This is a genomic window from Paracoccus lichenicola, assembly GCF_009708075.1.
Lineage (GTDB): Bacteria > Pseudomonadota > Alphaproteobacteria > Rhodobacterales > Rhodobacteraceae > Paracoccus > Paracoccus lichenicola.
The window spans coordinates 14,088-29,986 of sequence record NZ_WMBT01000019.1 but is presented as its reverse complement, the minus strand read 5'-3'; the positions used below and the strand labels follow the sequence as shown (position 1 = coordinate 29,986).

Below are 15,899 nucleotides of genomic sequence, written 5' to 3'. Positions count from 1 at the left end.
CGGCTGCTGGTGCGGGCGGGCGGGGTGGACCGGGGGGCGCATGGTGGCTGAGGATCTGCGGGCGGCGGTCATCGCCGCGCTGCGCGGGGTGGTGGACCCGGAAACCGGGCGCGACCTGGTGGTCATGGGGCTGGTCTATGACGTGGCGGTCCAGGACGGCTCCGCCGCCGTCACCCTGACCACCACCACCCGCGGCTGCCCCCTGTCCGAGATGCTGCGTGCCGGCGCCGAGGCCGCCGTGGCGGCGGTGCCGGGCGTGACCCGGGCCAGCGTGGCGCTGACCTGGGACCCGCCCTGGACCCCCGACCGGATCGAGGCAGGGGCGTTCTGATCAGGCCGGTGCGGGGCGCGACTGGCGCCGCACCCGCCAGGACATTGCCGAGATGACGGGCACCACGCTGCACACCGTGTCGCGCCTTTTGTCGTCCTGGGAAGGGCAGGGCCTGGTCGAGGGCGGGCGCCAGAAGCTGACGGTTGTGGATGCCGCGGGCCTGGCCCGGATCGCCGATCCCGAGGACTGAAACCCGTTGCCCTGTTTGCGTTCGATCAAAGTGGCGGCCTCTGAACAGGCCTAAACCCCTGGGCAACGGGCCGCGACCGGTCCGCCCATCCAGGAGACCACAGATGACACGCCTTCCCTTCCTCGCCGCCCCCGCCTTCCTTCTCGCCCTGGCCGTTCCCGGCCTTGCCGCCGAGCACGAGGTCCACATGCTCAACAAGGGCGAGGCCGGGATGATGGTGTTCGAGCCGGCCTTCGTGAAGGCCGCGCCCGGCGACACGGTCCACTTCATCCCCACCGACAAGAGCCACAACGTCGAGGCCATCAAGGACATCCTGCCCGCGGGCGTCGAGCCGTTCAAAAGCAAGATGAACGAGGAATACACCCTGACCGTGACCGAACCCGGCCTTTACGGCGTCAAGTGCACGCCGCATTTCGCCATGGGCATGGTCGGCCTGATCCAAGTGGGCGACGCACCCGCCAACGTCGATGCCGCCAAGACCGCCAAGATGGCGAAAAAGGCCCGCGAGCGCATGGACGCGGAACTCGCCCAGGTCCAGTGATCCCGGAACATCCGCGGGGGACGGGGGTTTGGTCCCTGTCCCCCGCAAGGGCCGGTTCCCCGGCCGCCCCCACCGAAAGGCCCGACCCGATGAGCAGGAAACTCTCGACCGCGCATCGCCGGATCGCCTGCCAGTCGCGGCTTTTCGCCTCGCTTCCCCCCGACCTGTCCGGCCTGCTGCTGGACGCGGCCCATGTCCTGCGCCTTGATCGCGGGCAGGTGCTGTTCCAGCATGGCGACGACGCCACCGCGATCCACATCGTCGCGGAAGGCTGGATCAAGCTTTACCGCATCGCGCCCAACGGGGCCGAGGCCGTGGTGGGCGTGATGACGCGCGGCCAGAGCTTCGGCGAGCCGATGGCGCTGCGCCAGGCGGCCTATCCCGTGTCCGCCGAGGCGGTAACGGGTTGCGAGCTGATCGCGGTGCCCGCCCATGCGGTCCTGGACCTGCTGAAGACCCACCCCGAGGCGGCGATCTCGATCCTGTCGGCGGTCTTCATGCACCTGCAGGGCCTGGTCGAGCAGATCGAGCAGCTGAAGGCCCGCTCCGGCGCGCAGCGGGTGGCCGAGTTCCTGCTGGAACTGTGCCCGCCGGGCGCCGACAGCGCGACCGTGGTGCTGCCCTATGACAAGGCGCTGATCGCGGGCCGTCTGGGCATGAAGCCCGAAAGCCTGTCGCGCGCCTTCGCCCGCCTGCGGGACCTCGGCGTGCGGGTGAACCAGTCGAGCGCCGCCATCGCCTCGGTGTCGCGGCTGGAGGAGCTGGCCCAGGCCGAGGCCTTCGGCGCGATGAACCGCGTCATCTGAAGGACAAGGCCGACAACCCCCAGATCGCCGCCAGCCACAAGGCCAGCGGCACCGTCAGCGCCGCCAGCCAGCCCGGCGCCGCGCGCAGGTGCAAAAAGCCCCCCAGGATCACCCGCGCCTTCAGCCAGGCCAGCACCAGCAACCCCGCCATCGCCGCCCGCCCCGGCATCGGGACCAGCAGCACCGTGGCGGCGCTCAGCGCAAGCAGCAGGGTCCAGGTGCGGGTCAGGGGGGTCATGCGATGCTTCATGCAGTCAGGCGACCAATGCCTCGATCCGTGTGCCGGGGAATGCGGACAGAGCCTTGTCGATTGCCGGACGGGTCATCAGGACCGCCGCGGTTGACAGCGCGTCGGCCAGCATCGCGCTGTCCGCGCTGATCGAAACCACGCTCCAGCGGGGTTCCTGGCCTGCCGGTCCGACGATATGCGCGCGGTCTTCCCCCGGTCCGATCCGGGTGCCAAAGGCGGCCGAGGTCGCCAGCGCCCGGTCGCGCAGCGCCAAGTCGCGCAGGACATGGCCGCCGGGCGCCTCGATCCGTGCGTTCCAGGGGGTGGTACCCAGGGCGTGCAACTCGCCCGCGTCGATCAGCACCTCGGTCAGGCCATGGCGCGCGGCGACCTCGGCCAGGCGGTCGGCGGCAAAGCCCTGCGCGATGCCGTTCAGCGTCAGCGCCATGCTGGGACGGGTCAAGCGGATCTGATCGGGGTGAAGGTGGACATCCGCCCAGCCTATCAGGGCGCGGGCGGCCCCTTCGTCCTGCCCAAGCCTGCGCGCCTGCCACAAGGGCTGCACGGTGGGATCGAAGGCACCGCCGGTCGCCTCGTGCACCTGCCCGGCAAGATGCAGCACCGTCAGCATGTCGGGCGAGGGGTGGGGCAACTGCCCAAGGGCATTGAGGCGCCGCAGTTCGGACCCGGTGAACAGGGAAAACTGCTGCTCAATGCTGCGCAGGCTGCGGACGGCCTCGGCGAAGAAGGCGCGGGCTGCAGAAGGGGTGCCGCCCTGGACCGTCAGCGCCACGTCCGCGCCCAGGGCCACGCCCTGCCAGCGGTGGCAGTCCCCGGCAAGGGCGGGAACGGCCAGGGCGCAGGTGGACAGGGCCAGGAAGCGGCGGCGGTTGAAGGCAGCGGTTGTCATGGCGTCACCTGCGGGGACCGGAAGGACGGCGGCTGGCGGTCCGCCGCGCCGTCATGGGCGCCTGCGGGCACTTGCGTCGGTTGCAGCGGCGGCGGCACGGGCGGGGATGCGGGGGCCGTGGGAACGGGCGTGCCGCCGCCACGCGCGCGGCGTTTCAGGACGGGACAGGTCGCGTCGTCGTTCATGATGACCTGGCAGCGCAGGCACAGCACGCATTCGTTGGCATTGATGCGCCCCAGCGGGTCGATGGCCCCCACGGTGCATTTCGTCTCGCACAGCCGGCATTCGCGCCCGCATTGCGGGCGGCGTTTCAGCCAGTCGAAGATCTTCAGCTTGGCGGGCAGCGCAAGGCCCGCGCCCAGGGCGCACAGGTATCGGCAATAGAACCGCTCGATGAAGAGGCCCGCGCCGATCAGCACGACCACATACAGCACGAAGGGCCAGGGGCGCAGGAAGCGCAGGCTGATGGCGGTCTTGAAGGGCTCGGCCTCGGCCATGATCAGGGCGCGTTCCATGGAGTAAAACGACAGCGCGACAAGGGCCACGAACAAGGTGTACTTGATGACCCACAGGCGCTCGTGCAGGGCTTGGGGGACGGCGATCTGCCGGATGCCCAGCCTTTGGGCGGCGGCGTTGGTCAGTTCCTGCAACGCGCCGAAGGGGCACAGCCAGCCGCAGAAGACGCCTCGTCCCCAGAACAGCATCCCCAGGGCCACCGCCGACCACAGGACGAAGACCAGGGGGGCGATCAGGAAGGTTTCCCAGCGGAAGCCGAACAGCAGGGCGTGCAGGAAGGCGATCACCTGCACGACCGACAACTGCGCGCCAAGGCCCCAGCCAAGCACCACGAGCGTCGTTGCCAGATAGACCAGCCGCAACCGCCGCCACAACAGCGGGCGGCGCACCAGCCATTCCTGCGCGAACAGGATCAGGCCCAGCACCGCCAGCATGGCCCCCACGAAGGCGATCTGCGGGCGCTTTTCCACCCAGAACCGCTGCCACAGGGGGGACTCGGGTTCGGGCGCGGCGATGCGGAAGGCGGGGGGCAGCGAAACCTCGGCGATGACGGGCAGGGTCAGGACGCTCCCCTGGCCCTGGCGGGTGGTGGTGACGGTGACGCGGAAGGGCCGGGTCAGGTCGATGCCGCCCGCGTCCGGGTCGGCGTTGAAGCGGAAGACGCTGCGTTCCTTCAACGCGGGCGCGCCCGCGATGGCCAGCCGGGGGACCGACGTGAAGGCATCCGCCGCAGGCACCAGCCGGATGCCGTCCTGCGCGATGGCGATGCGGTCGAACCGCCCCGTGCGCCGGTATTCGGTGCCGCGATGCGATTGCAGCCCGCGCGAGAAAAGGCCCAGCAGCGCCTCGCCCGGTTCCAGGCTGCCTGCGATCTCGGTCAGCCGCCCCTGGCCCAGCAGGTTGCGCCCGGCGGTCGGGGTGTCGATCACGCCCGCCCACATCTCGAACCAGGGCGCGTCCGAGGGCGCGATGGGCGGGCGGGCGTCGGGCATGGCGGCTGCCGCCTGGGCCATCGTCACGCGGGCGTGGGACAGCGCGCCCATCCCTTCCAGCGCGGCCCAGTCGGCGGGGGCATGGGCCACGCGGTCGATCACCCCCCCTTCGGCCTGCGCCCCGGCTAGGATGCGGGCGCTGCGCAGGATGCCGTCGCGGATCACCCCGGTCGAGACGGTCGCGCGGGAGATCACGTCGGGCACCCCGGCGTCGGAAGCAGGGCGCGTCGTGTCATAGCCGCGAAAGCCGTCCACATAGGCGGCGATATCGCTGTCCGAGATGCCCAGCGTCAGCACGGGTTCGGCGTGGCGCATCAGCCGGGCACCGGCCACCCGCCCGTCCGGGGCGACCGCGACCAGCACGTCCAGGGGCCGGCCCGAATAGCCGGTCGAGCCCGCAAGCTCCCACGTCGAGCCGATCAGGCCCAAGGTGCGGCCATCCGCCGCGACCGTCCAGCCCGGCACCGGGGTTTCCTGCCGGGTCAGCCCCGGCGCGCTGCCGGGCGGCATCCCGAACAGGGCCGCCGCCAGGGACGCGTCGGGCGTGGCGGGGGCGATCGCGTCCTGGGCCACGGCAGTGGCGGGGGTCTGCAGCGCCAGGACCGCAAGCGCCAGACACGCGGCGCGGGCAATGCGGCAGGAAAGGGCTGGCAGGTTCATGAATGGTCCCGGAGGCGTCCTGCGGGGTTTCAGGCGCGGCAAGGCGCCGCAGCAGGCGTTCGTCCGACAGGTTTGCGCAGTTTCCCGCAAGGAGCCTTAACCAAAGTCAAGGACAGGCCTCACGCAGCCGTTAACGTTCCCCCTGCCTCACCCGCAGGATGGAGAGAATGATGAAGTTCCCAGCGAAACCAGCCAGGATGTCGCTTCTGGCGTCTGCGGCTTTGGCCCTGGTGTTCAGCGCCGGCCTTGCAGCGGCCCAGACCGCTGACGCCCCGGCTGCCGACCCTGCCCAGGACGCCACCGTCGAAAACAATGCCGACCTGAACCAAGTCACCGGTCCCAAGGCCGGACCCGAGACCGAGGTGCAGGAACTGCCCCGGTCCGAGGGCGCCCGGCTGCCGACCGAGGAGCAAGCCACGACGAAATCCGAGGTCCAGGATCACACCTCGAAGCCCCAGGACCAGTACGAACCGTCCCTGACAACGCTGGGCCAGGAACAGATCGCGGTGCCCGGTGCCCCCGAAGGCGTGCCCGCCATGAACCAGGAAGAGTTCAGCGAAGCCAACACCATCTATTTCGAACGCTGCGCGGGCTGCCATGGCGTGCTGCGCAAGGGCGCGACCGGCAAGCCGCTGACGCCCGACCTGACGCGCGAGCTGGGCTATGACTATCTCAAGACCTTCATCGAATACGGATCGCCCGCCGGGATGCCGAACTGGGGCACCTCGGGGCAACTGGACGAACGCCAGGTCGATCTGATGACCCGCTACGTCATGCAGGATCCAGCCAGCCCGCCCGAATGGGGCATGCCCGAGATGAAGGCGTCCTGGCAGGTCGTGACCCCGCCCGAGGATCGCCCGACCGAGAAGATGAACGACTGGGATCTGGACAACCTGTTCTCGGTCACGCTGCGCGACGCGGGCCAGATCGCGCTGATCGACGGCAGCACCTATGAAATCAAGAAGGTGCTGGACACCGGCTATGCCGTCCATATCAGCCGCATGTCGGCCTCGGGCCGCTATCTGCTGGTGATCGGGCGCGACGGCAAGGTGGACATGATCGACCTGTGGATGGAAGACCCGTCCATCGTGGCCACCATCAAGATCGGCGCCGAGGCCCGTTCGGTCGAGACATCCAAGATGGAGGGATGGGAGGACAAATACGTCATCGCCGGGGCCTACTGGCCGCCGCAATACGTCATCATGGACGGCGCCACGCTGGAGCCGCTGAAGATCGTGTCCACGCGCGGCAACATCTATGACGAACAAACCTATCACCCCGAACCCCGCGTGGCGGCGATCCTGTCGTCGCATTTCCGGCCCGAGTTCCTGGTCAACATCAAGGAAACCGGCAAGATCCAGCTGGTCGATTACACCGACCTGAAGAACCTCAAGATCACCGAGATCGAGGCCGAACGCTTCCTGCACGACGGCGGCCTGGATTCGACCAAGCGGTATTTCATCACGGCGGCCAACGCGCGCGGCAAGCTGGTGGTGATCGACACCAAGGACGGCGAGCTGGAAGCCATCACCGAAACCGGCGGCGAGACCCCGCATCCGGGCCGAGGCGCGAACTTCGTCCACCCGACCTTCGGGCCGGTCTGGGCGACCTCGCACCTGGGCGACGATTCGGTGGCGCTGATCGGCACCGATCCCGAAGGCCATGCCGACAACGCCTGGAAGATCGTGGACAGCTTCCCCGCGCTTGGCGGCGGATCGCTGTTCGTGAAGACCTATCCGGGGTCGAACCACCTGTATGTGGACGCGACGCTGAACCCCGAGCCGTCCATTTCCGGTTCGGTCGCGGTGTTCAAGATCGACGAGATGAAGGGCGACGGGTCCGACCCCGATATCGTCACGCTGCCCATCACCGAATGGGCCGGGATCGCCGAAGGCCAACCGCGCGTCGTCCAGGGCGAATTCAACGCCGCCGGTACCGAGGTCTGGTTCTCGGTCTGGAACGGCAAGGACCAGGAATCGGCCATCGTCGTGGTGGACGACAAGACGCTGGAACTGAAGCACGTCATCAAGGATCCGCGCCTTGTGACGCCCACAGGCAAGTTCAACGTCAAGAACACCCAGGGCGACATCTACTGACCGCCAGGCGGGCGCGCGGCCATCACGCTGCGCGCCCGGACCCTCACCCCAGCCTTTTGATGCAAGGGACCACGGACATGGCGGGCAAGGTTTACCTGATCGGCGCGGGACCGGGCGATCCCGACCTTCTGACGGTCCGCGCGCTGCGCCTGCTGCAGGCGGCCGCCGTGGTGGTCCATGACCGGCTGGTCAGCCCCGAGATCATGGCGCTGACGCCCCCCGCCGCCCGCCGCATCCCGGTCGGCAAGGCGGCGGGCCTTCATTCCGTTCCCCAGGACCGGATCAACCGGATGCTGGCCGACCTGGCCCGCGAAGGCCACGACGTCATCCGCCTGAAGGGGGGCGATCCGCTGATCTTCGGGCGCGGATCCGAGGAGGCCGAACACCTGGCCGCCGCCGGAATTCCCTATGCCTATGTGCCCGGGATCACGGCGGCGCAGGGGGCCGCGTGTTCGACCGGGGTGCCGCTGACCCATCGCGGGCTTGCGACGGGGGTGCGCTATGTCACGGGCCACCGCGCGCGCGATGCCGCGCTGGATCTGGACTGGCAGGGGCTGGCCGATCCCGACACCACCCTGGTCGTCTATATGGGCGCGGCCAACATGGCCGAGATCGCGGCCTGGCTGATCGCTGCCGGGATGCCGGTGGACCTGCCGGTGCTGGCTGTTGCCCATGCCACCACCCCGCGAGAGATGCGGATGCCCTCGACCCTGGCGCAGATCGGCGCCGACCTGGCCCGCACGCCCCTGGAGGCGCCCGTGCTGTTCATCGTTGGCCATGTCGCCGGGCTTTACGCAAGCGCCGCCCTGCCGCTGCCGCGCGAACTGCGGGCCGCGCATCTGCGCCTGGTGGGCCATGGCTGAGCCTTGGCTGATCGCCGTCCTTGCCGTGGCCGGTGCCGTGGGGATCGCCCCCGAACGGCAGGCGCAGTTGGAACACATGGTGGTCCAGGACTGCGGATCTTGCCACGGGCTGACGATGAAGGGCGGCCTTGGCCGTCCGATCACGCCCGAGGCCCTGGCCGGGCGCGATCCCCAGACCCTCGCCGCGATCATCCTAGACGGCGTGCCGGGCACCGCGATGCCGCCCTGGCGACCCTTGCTGACCGAGGCCGAGGCCTTGTGGATCGCCGAATACCTGCTGAAGGAGAAGACCGAATGATCCGCGCCTGCCTGACCGCCCTTGCGCTGGTCCTGCCGCTTGCGGCGCCCGCCGGGGAACCGCGCGGCACCGGCGACCTGGGCGTCGTGATCGAGCGGGCCTCCGGGTCGGTCCTGGTCGTCGATCAGTCCGACCACGCGGCGCTCTGCCGGGTTGAGGGCCTGGGCGACCTGTCCCATGCCTCGCTGACATTCTCTCCGGACGAACGCTTCGCCTATGTCTTCGGCCGCGACGGCGGGCTGTCCAAGGTGGATATCCTGGCCTGCCGGTTGGACAGGCGCGTGGTGCAGGCGGGCAATGCCATCGGGGGGGCCATTTCGGACGATGGGCGGCTAGTCGCCGTGTCAAATTACGAACCCGGCGGGGTCAAGGTCTTTGACGCGGAAACGCTGGACCCCGTGGCCGACGTGCCGATGGGATCGAAGACCGTGGGCCTGGCCGATGCGCCGGGATCGCGCTTCGCCGTGGCGACCTGGGACACGGGCGAGGTCTGGGTGCTAGATCATTCCGCTGACCCGGCCAACCCTCGGGTCACGCGCATCGAAGGGGTGGGCGCCAATCCCTATGACGCGCTGATGACGGCGGACGGACGGACCTTCATCGTCGGGCTGTTCGGCGAAAAGGGGCTGACCACCATCGACCTGTGGCAGGATCCCCCGCAGCCGCGCCGCATCCTGCCCGACTATGGCAGGAACCAGCCCGACCTGCCGGTCTACAAGATGCCGCATCTGCAGGGCTGGACGCTGGCGGGTGCAACCTATGCCTTGCCTGCCGTGGGGCTGCACCAGGTGCTGTGGGCCGATGCCGCCAGCGGCCGGGAAACCGGACGCACCCCCGTCGCGGGCCAGCCCGTCTTCGTCACCGCCCGCCCCGACGGGCGCGAACTGTGGGTGAACTTCGCCACCCCCGACAACGGCACTGTGGAGGTCATCGACAGCGTGACACGGCAAGTCAAGCGGACGCTGCACCCCGGCGCAGGCATCCTGCACATGGAATTCACCCCGCGCGGGCGGGAGGTCTGGCTGTCCGCGCGCGACGACGACAAGGTGGTGATCTACGACACCCGCACCTATCAAAAGCTGGGCGAGATCGGGGCGCAGGCGCCCTCCGGCATCTTCTTCACCGCCCGCGCCCACAGGACCGGGCTATGATGGAACTGGCGCCCGACTGCCTGGACACCCGGCTGCTGGACGACTTCCAGCGCGACCTGCCGCTGGTTTCGCGCCCCTTCGCCGCGATGGCCGATATCTTGCGCACGACAGAGGCCGACGTTCTGGACCGCCTGACCCGCCTGCAGGATTGGGGCCGGATCAGCCGCGTCGGGGCCACCTGCCGCCCGAACACGGCGGGCGTCTCGACCCTGGCCGCGCTGGCGATCCCCGAGGCCCGGATCGAGGATGTCGCCGCCATCGTGGGGGCCGAGCCAGGCGTGAACCACTCCTACCTGCGCGAGGATCGCTGGAACCTGTGGTTCGTCGCCACCGCGCCCTCGGAGGCAAACCTTGCGGCCTCATTGGCACGGATCGAGGGCGCGGCGGGCCTGCCGGTCCTGTCCCTGCCGCTGGTGCGGCCCTTCAACATCGACCTTGGTTTCCGCCTGCGCGGGCCCCGGCAGCCCCTGGCGCCCGACCGCGCCCCGGACATGGGCGCGCTGCGCGAGGACGACCGGCCGCTGATGCAGGCCCTGTCCGAGGGGCTGGCGCTTGTGCCCGCGCCCTTCGCCGCTCTGGCGCGGCGGCTTGGCCGCCCAGAGGCCGCGATCATCGCCCGCGTCAGGGCGATGGCCGATGCCCGCATCCTGACCCGCGTGGGCGTGATCGTGCGCCACCGTGCGCTTGGCTGGGCGGCGAACGCGATGGTGGTCTGGCGGCTGCCCCAAGACATCGAATCTGCTGGCCTTGCGCTGTCGCAGGTGCCGGGCGTGACGCTGTGCTATCAGCGCCGCACGGTGCAGGGCCTGTGGGACTGGCCGTTGTTCTGCATGATCCACGCCCGCTCGCGCCCTGAGGCCTTGGCGGTGCTGGACCGCGCCCGCGCCCTGCCGGACTTGGCGGGGACGCCGCATAAGATCCTGTTCTCCACCCGATGTTTCAAGCAGCGCGGTGCGCTGATCGAGGCCGCATGACCCGCCCTGCCCGCACCGTCCTGCCGCCCGACACCCTGGACGCGACCGACCGCGCGATCCTGAATGCGTTGCAGGACGCCTTTTCCCTGACCCCCCGGCCCTTTGACGACGCGGGCGCGGCCTTGGGCATCACCGGGGCGGACCTGATCGCCCGGCTGGCCCGGCTGCGCGACATCGGCGCGATCACCCGCTTTGGTCCCTTCTTCGACGCCGCCGCCATGGGCGGGGCCTTCTGCCTTTGCGCCATGGCCGTGCCGCCCGACCGTTTCGACGCCGTGATGACCCAGGTCAATGCGCATCCCGAGGTCGCGCATAATTATGAACGCACGCACGCGCTGAACATGTGGTTCGTCCTTGCCACCGCCACCCCGGACGGCATCGACCGCACCGCCCGCGCCATCGAACACGAGACGGGACTGAGGGTCATGCTGTTTCCGAAACTTGAGGAATACTTCATCGGCTTCCGGGTGCAGGCATGACGCTGGATGCCGCCCCCCTTGATCCCACCGACCGCCGCATCGTGCAGGCCACGCAAGCGGGGCTGCCGCTGGTGCCCGAACCCTATGCCAAAATCGCCGCGACCCTGGGCCTGTCCGAAGCGCAGGTCATCGCCCGCCTGGCCGCCATGCAGCAACGCGGCGTCATCCGCCGCATCGCCGTGGCGCCCAACCATTATGCCTTGGGCATGACCGCGAACGGGATGAGCGTGTGGGACGTGGCGGACGACCGCATCTCGGACCTGGGCGCGCGCATCGGCGCGTTGCCCTTCGTCACCCATTGCTACTGGCGCCCGCGCGCGCTGCCCCAATGGTCCTATAACCTGTTCGCCATGCTGCACGGCGAAAGCCGGGCCGAGGTCGAGGCCAAGCGCGCCGAAGTCTCGGCGATCCTGGGCGACGCCTGCCGGGACCACGACATCCTGTATTCCACGCGCATCCTGAAGAAGACCGGGCTGCGCCTGCGCGACGATTGAAAGGGGACGCGATGTTCCGCCTGACCCAATACATGCACCAGTTGCTGCAACCCACCCCGGTCGTCCGTCGCGGCACACCGGGCAGCGTCAAGCCGGTGGTGATCTGGAACCTGACGCGCACCTGCAACCTCAAGTGCCGCCATTGCTATACCGTGTCGTCGGACCATGTGTTCCCCGGCGAACTGACGCATGACCAGGCCATGGGCGTTCTAGACGACCTGTCCGCGTTCCGCATCCCCGCGCTGATCCTGTCGGGGGGCGAGCCGCTGTCGCGCTTCGATTTCTGGGAACTGGCCGAACGCGCCCGGCAGCTTGATTTCCGCCACCTGTCGCTGTCCACCAACGGCACGAAGCTGGGCGATCCGGGCGTGGCCGACCGGGTGGCCGCGCTTGGCTTCGACTATGTGGGCATCAGCCTGGACGGCATTGGCGCCACGAACGACTGGTTCCGGGGGATCGAGGGCGCCTTCGACAATGCCCTGGCGGGCGTCCGGGCCTGCAAGGCGCGCGGCGTCAAGGTGGGCCTGCGTTATACCATCACCCGCGACAATGCCCATCACCTGCCGGCCATGCTGGATCTGTGCGAAGCCGAGGGCGTGGACAAGTTCTATCTGTCGCACCTCGTCTATGCGGGCCGGGGTGACAAGCACCGGGCCGAGGATCAGGAGCATGCCCATACCCGCCAGGCCATGGACCTGCTGATCGAACGCGGCTGGAACACCCTGTCGAAGGGCCGCCCGCTGGAGATCGTGACCGGCAACAACGACGCCGACGCGGTGTGGTTCATCCGCTGGGCGGAACGCAATTTCGATGCGCAGGCCGTGGCGCAACTGCGCGACCATCTGGTGGCTTGGGGCGGCAATTCCAGCGGCCTTGGCGTCGCCAACATCGACCCGCAGGGCAGGGTGCATCCCGACACCTACTGGTCGGACTACACGGTGGGTTCGGTCAAGGAAAAGCCGTTCAGTCAGTGGTGGACGGGCGACGATCCGATGCTGGCCACGCTGCGCACGCGCCCGCGCCCGCTGAAGGGCCGCTGCGGCGCCTGCGCGTTCAAGGACGTGTGCGGCGGCAACACCCGCATCCGCGCGCTGCAACTGACCGGCGATCCCTGGTCCGAGGATCCCGCCTGTTACCTGTCCAACGCCGCCATCGGGGTCGATGACGGCTCCGATCGCCTTGCCGTCACGCCGTTCCGGGGGAAAAGCCATGATCCAGCGCATCGTTTCTTCTAGAGAGGGCCTTCTGCTGGCCGCCCTGCTGCTGGTCCCCGCCTGCGCCTTGGCCGACCCAGTGCAGGACTACGCCACGCATTGCGCCGCCTGCCATGGCGGGGACCGGCTAGGCGGCACCGGGCCCGCGCTGATCCCCGACACGTTGGGCCGGGTCAGAGGCATCGACCAAGTCATCGCCCATGGCCGGTCGCTGACGCAGATGCCGGGGTTCCAGGACCAGTTGTCGGCGCAGCAGATCGGCGACCTGGTGGCCTTCCTCAAGGCACCCCTGGCGGAAACCCCGACCTGGACCACCGCCGACATCAAGGCCAGCCGAGAGATGGCCAGGGACTACACCCCCGCCGCAGCCCCGGTCTTCGAGGCCGATCCCATGAACATCACGCTGGTCGTGGAAACCGGTGATCACCATGTCAGTGTCCTGGACGGCGACCGGCTGGAGGTTCTGGACCGCTTCCCAACGCCCTATGCGGTCCATGGCGGCCCGAAGTTCTCGCCCGACGGACGCTTCGTCTTCATCATGTCGCGCGACGGCTGGGTGCAGAAATACGACATCTGGTCCCTGGCCGAGGTGGGCCGCGTCCGCGCGGGCCTCAACAGCCGCAACATCGCGATGAGCCATGACGGCAAGTGGCTGGCCGTCGCCAACTACCTGCCGCAGACGCTGACGATCCTGTCCACCGACACGCTGGAGCCGGTCAAGGTCATCGACGTGACGGCCCGCGACGGCACCCCCAGTCGTGTCAGCGCCGTCTATCAGGCGCCCGACCGCCGCAGCTTCATCCTGGCCCTGAAGGACGCCCCCGAGATCTGGGAAATCGCGACCGACCCCGATGCCGGTCCCTTCCACGACGGCTATGTCCACAGCTATGAAAAGGGCGCGACCGAGGCCTTCGGCGCGCAACAGGGCCTGTTCGCCCGCCGCCGCATCCCGACCGGGGAACCGCTGGACGATTTCTTCTTCGATCCCGGCTACAGGAACCTGATCGGCACCAACCGCGAGGGGACAAAGGGCGTCGTCATCAACCTGACCAGCGGCGGCAAGGTGGCCGAACTGCCGCTGCCCGGGATGCCGCATCTGGGATCGGGCATCACCTGGGACCGCAACGGTCACAAGGTCATGGCCACGCCCCACCTGAACGAGGGCGTGCTGTCGGTGATCGACATGACCGACTGGACGCTGGTCAGGCAGATCCCCACCCACGGCCCCGGCTTCTTCCTGCGCAGCCACGAGACATCCCCCTATGTCTGGGCCGATGTCTTCATGAGCGAGCGCAAGGACGAGATCCACATCATCGACAAGCAGACGCTGGAAATCGTCCGAACATTGATCCCCGCCCCTGGCCAGACCGCCGCCCACACCGAGTTCACGCGCGACGGAAAATACGCCCTTGTGTCCATCTGGGAGGACGACGGGGCCCTGATCATCTACGACGCTAGGACGCTGGAGGAGGTCAAGCGCCTGCCGATGCGCAAGCCTTCGGGGAAATACAACGTCTGGAACAAGATCACCTTTTCCGACGGCACCAGCCATTGAAGGGGCATGGGGCTGCCGAAGGGCCGAGCAAAGCGGCGTATCGGCCATCGAGGCACCCACCAGCGTTTTCCGGCGGCCGTCATCACTCCTTCGCGGAATGACCTTTCACCGGTATGCCCGGCATCGAGAAGAGCCTCGCACGCTATGCCCAGCTTTACAGCCGCGTCGGCTTGCCCACGAGTACAGTCCTTTACGAGGAGAGGAGCTGACCTTCGTGCTCCGGCGGCATTGGAAGAAACTTGGCCTCGCGCTCGACGCCGACGATTTCACCGATAATCGCGCTATTGCCTCCGTCGTGCGCATCACCGGCGGTAATTTTCGCCTGCTGCAGCGTCTTTTCAACCAGATCGAGCGCATTCTCGCCATCAACGAGAGGACCACCATCAGCGAAGACGTCATCGAGGCTGCCATGTCCACACTCTTCATCGGGCCAACTAAAAGCACCAAAACAGCGCCACAAAACGGTGCCGGTCACACGCCGGTATCGAGGCAGCGAAGAGCAAGGGCGTCTACAAGGGACGCGAAAAGCAGGTGAACGATGCAAGGATCCGCAAGCTGGCCTCGGATGGCGTATCCAAGGCACGGATCGCGCGCGATTTCGGCGTGTCCCGCATGACAGTTTATAGGGCGCTGGAGGCTGGACGTGCCGAAGCGGACACGGAAATCCAATAAAGCGGGCCGACTGCGACCCGGGACCTAGCTGCCATGCGCGGCATCGCTGCATTGACGCCCTTTTCTGAAGCCCCTTGAGGTTTCACGACGATCGAGTCAATATATCATCATTGGTTGAGGAGTTGATTCGATGGATGAACCTCAAGCTCTGGCTGCGTTTGCAGCCCTGTCTCAGGAGACGCGGCTGCGCGTGGTGTGCCTGCTGGTGCAGGCTGGTCCTGAAGGGATGGCCGCTGGCGCGATCGGCGAAGCTCTCGGCGGCGCGACGACTTCTCGGCTGTCCTTTCACCTGACCCATCTCGAACATGCCGGACTGGTCCGGTCCCGTCGCAACGGCCGCTTCATCATCTACAGTGCCGTCTATTCCGCTTTGGCCGGGCTTGTGGGCTTCCTCTTGAAGGATTGCTGCCAGGGCCACCCCGAGATCTGCGCACCCGCTGTTGCGGCGTTGAGCTGTGCCTGCGACTGCAACGTGACCGAAAGCGCCTGACCATGGATGTCGTCCTCTACCACAACCCGGACTGCGGCACCTCGCGCAACACGCTGGCGATGATCCGCAATGCCGAGATCGAGCCGCATGTGATCGAGTATCTGAAGACGCCTCCCTCACGCGCCATGCTGGAACAGCTGATCGCCCGAATGGGGATCACGCCCCGCGACCTGCTGCGCGAGAAGGGCACGCCCTACGGCGAGCTTGGCCTGGGCGACCCGTCCCTGCCCGATGAAGCGCTGCTCGATGCGATGATGGCCCATCCGGTCCTGATCAACCGGCCCATCGTGGTCAGCCCGAAAGGCGTGCGGCTCTGCCGTCCTTCGGAACAGGTTCTGGATCTGCTTCCGCCCCAGAAATCCGCCTTCAGCAAGGAAGACGGCGAACAGGTCGTGGATGCCCAGGGCAACCGCACCCGTTCCGCCTGACCAAGGGACA

19 protein-coding genes and 1 pseudogene are annotated in these 15,899 nt (G+C 68.2%); 16 read left to right on the top strand and 4 right to left on the bottom strand.

The window, feature by feature from the left end; all coding sequences use genetic code 11:
* The 4 genes and pseudogenes from GIY56_RS16645 to GIY56_RS16630 all read left to right on the top strand — a co-directional run.
* On the top strand, positions 1-331 hold a 331-nt coding region (locus GIY56_RS16645), incomplete at its 5' end, for a metal-sulfur cluster assembly factor (protein ID WP_230312590.1).
* Between the two features lie 31 nt (positions 332-362).
* A pseudogene (locus GIY56_RS16640) lies at positions 363-521 on the top strand (Crp/Fnr family transcriptional regulator); the annotation flags it as partial.
* Between the two features lie 103 nt (positions 522-624).
* Complete coding sequence (locus GIY56_RS16635; RefSeq protein ID WP_154765989.1) at positions 625-1,062, top strand: pseudoazurin; 438 nt, start codon at positions 625-627, stop codon at positions 1,060-1,062.
* A gap of 89 nt (positions 1,063-1,151) precedes the next feature.
* Positions 1,152-1,868, top strand: coding sequence for a Crp/Fnr family transcriptional regulator (locus tag GIY56_RS16630; RefSeq protein WP_154765988.1), 717 nt, complete (start codon positions 1,152-1,154; stop codon positions 1,866-1,868).
* Here GIY56_RS16630 and GIY56_RS16625 read toward each other — a convergent pair.
* The 3 genes from GIY56_RS16625 to GIY56_RS16615 are packed head-to-tail and all read right to left on the bottom strand — an operon-like array spanning position 1,861 to position 5,175.
* Positions 1,861-2,106 (bottom strand): cytochrome C oxidase subunit IV family protein, encoded by a 246-nt coding sequence (locus tag GIY56_RS16625; RefSeq protein WP_154765987.1) that lies wholly within the window; start codon positions 2,104-2,106, stop codon positions 1,861-1,863. The genes GIY56_RS16630 and GIY56_RS16625 overlap by 8 nt on opposite strands.
* Before the next feature lie 16 nt (positions 2,107-2,122).
* The gene (locus GIY56_RS16620; protein WP_154765986.1) at positions 2,123-3,007 is read right to left on the bottom strand and encodes an FAD:protein FMN transferase; all 885 of its coding nucleotides are present in this window, start codon (positions 3,005-3,007) and stop codon (positions 2,123-2,125) included.
* Positions 3,004-5,175: a NosR/NirI family protein gene (locus GIY56_RS16615; RefSeq protein ID WP_154765985.1), complete on the bottom strand. Its 2,172-nt coding sequence runs from the start codon at positions 5,173-5,175 to the stop codon at positions 3,004-3,006. The genes GIY56_RS16620 and GIY56_RS16615 overlap by 4 nt, the downstream gene beginning before the upstream one ends.
* Positions 5,176-5,372: 197 nt before the next feature.
* Here GIY56_RS16615 and GIY56_RS16610 point away from each other — a divergent pair, with 197 nt between their 5' ends.
* The 9 genes from GIY56_RS16610 to GIY56_RS16570 are packed head-to-tail and all read left to right on the top strand — an operon-like array spanning position 5,373 to position 14,299.
* Positions 5,373-7,271: a cytochrome D1 domain-containing protein gene (locus tag GIY56_RS16610; RefSeq protein WP_154765993.1), complete on the top strand. Its 1,899-nt coding sequence runs from the start codon at positions 5,373-5,375 to the stop codon at positions 7,269-7,271.
* A gap of 59 nt (positions 7,272-7,330) precedes the next feature.
* Positions 7,331-8,134: a uroporphyrinogen-III C-methyltransferase gene (gene cobA, locus GIY56_RS16605; RefSeq protein WP_230312589.1), complete on the top strand. Its 804-nt coding sequence runs from the start codon at positions 7,331-7,333 to the stop codon at positions 8,132-8,134.
* Positions 8,127-8,432, top strand: coding sequence for a c-type cytochrome (locus GIY56_RS16600; RefSeq protein WP_154765984.1), 306 nt, complete (start codon positions 8,127-8,129; stop codon positions 8,430-8,432). The genes cobA and GIY56_RS16600 overlap by 8 nt, the downstream gene beginning before the upstream one ends.
* Positions 8,429-9,583 (top strand): cytochrome D1 domain-containing protein, encoded by a 1,155-nt coding sequence (locus GIY56_RS16595; RefSeq protein ID WP_154765983.1) that lies wholly within the window; start codon positions 8,429-8,431, stop codon positions 9,581-9,583. Before GIY56_RS16600 ends, GIY56_RS16595 begins: the two co-directional genes overlap by 4 nt.
* Positions 9,583-10,557, top strand: coding sequence for a siroheme decarboxylase subunit beta (gene ahbB, locus GIY56_RS16590; protein WP_154765991.1), 975 nt, complete (start codon positions 9,583-9,585; stop codon positions 10,555-10,557). Before GIY56_RS16595 ends, ahbB (GIY56_RS16590) begins: the two co-directional genes overlap by 1 nt.
* The gene (locus GIY56_RS16585) at positions 10,554-11,036 is read left to right on the top strand and encodes an Lrp/AsnC family transcriptional regulator (RefSeq protein WP_154765982.1); all 483 of its coding nucleotides are present in this window, start codon (positions 10,554-10,556) and stop codon (positions 11,034-11,036) included. Before ahbB (GIY56_RS16590) ends, GIY56_RS16585 begins: the two co-directional genes overlap by 4 nt.
* The gene (gene ahbB, locus GIY56_RS16580) at positions 11,033-11,530 is read left to right on the top strand and encodes a siroheme decarboxylase subunit beta (protein WP_154765981.1); all 498 of its coding nucleotides are present in this window, start codon (positions 11,033-11,035) and stop codon (positions 11,528-11,530) included. Before GIY56_RS16585 ends, ahbB (GIY56_RS16580) begins: the two co-directional genes overlap by 4 nt.
* Before the next feature lie 11 nt (positions 11,531-11,541).
* Positions 11,542-12,765 carry a heme d1 biosynthesis radical SAM protein NirJ gene (gene nirJ / locus GIY56_RS16575; RefSeq protein ID WP_154765980.1) on the top strand — a complete coding sequence of 408 codons (1,224 nt, stop codon included), beginning with the start codon at positions 11,542-11,544 and terminating at the stop codon, positions 12,763-12,765.
* A complete protein-coding gene (locus tag GIY56_RS16570) occupies positions 12,740-14,299 on the top strand; it encodes a nitrite reductase (RefSeq protein WP_154765979.1) in 1,560 nt (519 codons plus the stop codon). Before nirJ ends, GIY56_RS16570 begins: the two co-directional genes overlap by 26 nt.
* A gap of 190 nt (positions 14,300-14,489) precedes the next feature.
* Here the strand turns inward: GIY56_RS16570 and GIY56_RS16565 are convergent, their stop codons facing one another.
* Entirely contained in the window at positions 14,490-14,774 is a 285-nt protein-coding gene (locus GIY56_RS16565; RefSeq protein ID WP_154765978.1) for a hypothetical protein, read from the bottom strand.
* 8 nt (positions 14,775-14,782) lie between these two features.
* Between GIY56_RS16565 and GIY56_RS18640 the strand changes: the two genes are divergently transcribed.
* From GIY56_RS18640 to arsC, 3 genes are all read left to right on the top strand, one after another.
* Positions 14,783-14,971, top strand: coding sequence for a helix-turn-helix domain-containing protein (locus GIY56_RS18640; protein ID WP_328288581.1), 189 nt, complete (start codon positions 14,783-14,785; stop codon positions 14,969-14,971).
* 130 nt (positions 14,972-15,101) lie between these two features.
* The gene (locus GIY56_RS16555; protein ID WP_154765977.1) at positions 15,102-15,461 is read left to right on the top strand and encodes an ArsR/SmtB family transcription factor; all 360 of its coding nucleotides are present in this window, start codon (positions 15,102-15,104) and stop codon (positions 15,459-15,461) included.
* Positions 15,462-15,463: 2 nt separating this feature from the next.
* Positions 15,464-15,889 (top strand): arsenate reductase (glutaredoxin), encoded by a 426-nt coding sequence (arsC, locus tag GIY56_RS16550; RefSeq protein ID WP_154765976.1) that lies wholly within the window; start codon positions 15,464-15,466, stop codon positions 15,887-15,889.
* Positions 15,890-15,899: the final 10 nt, after the last annotated feature.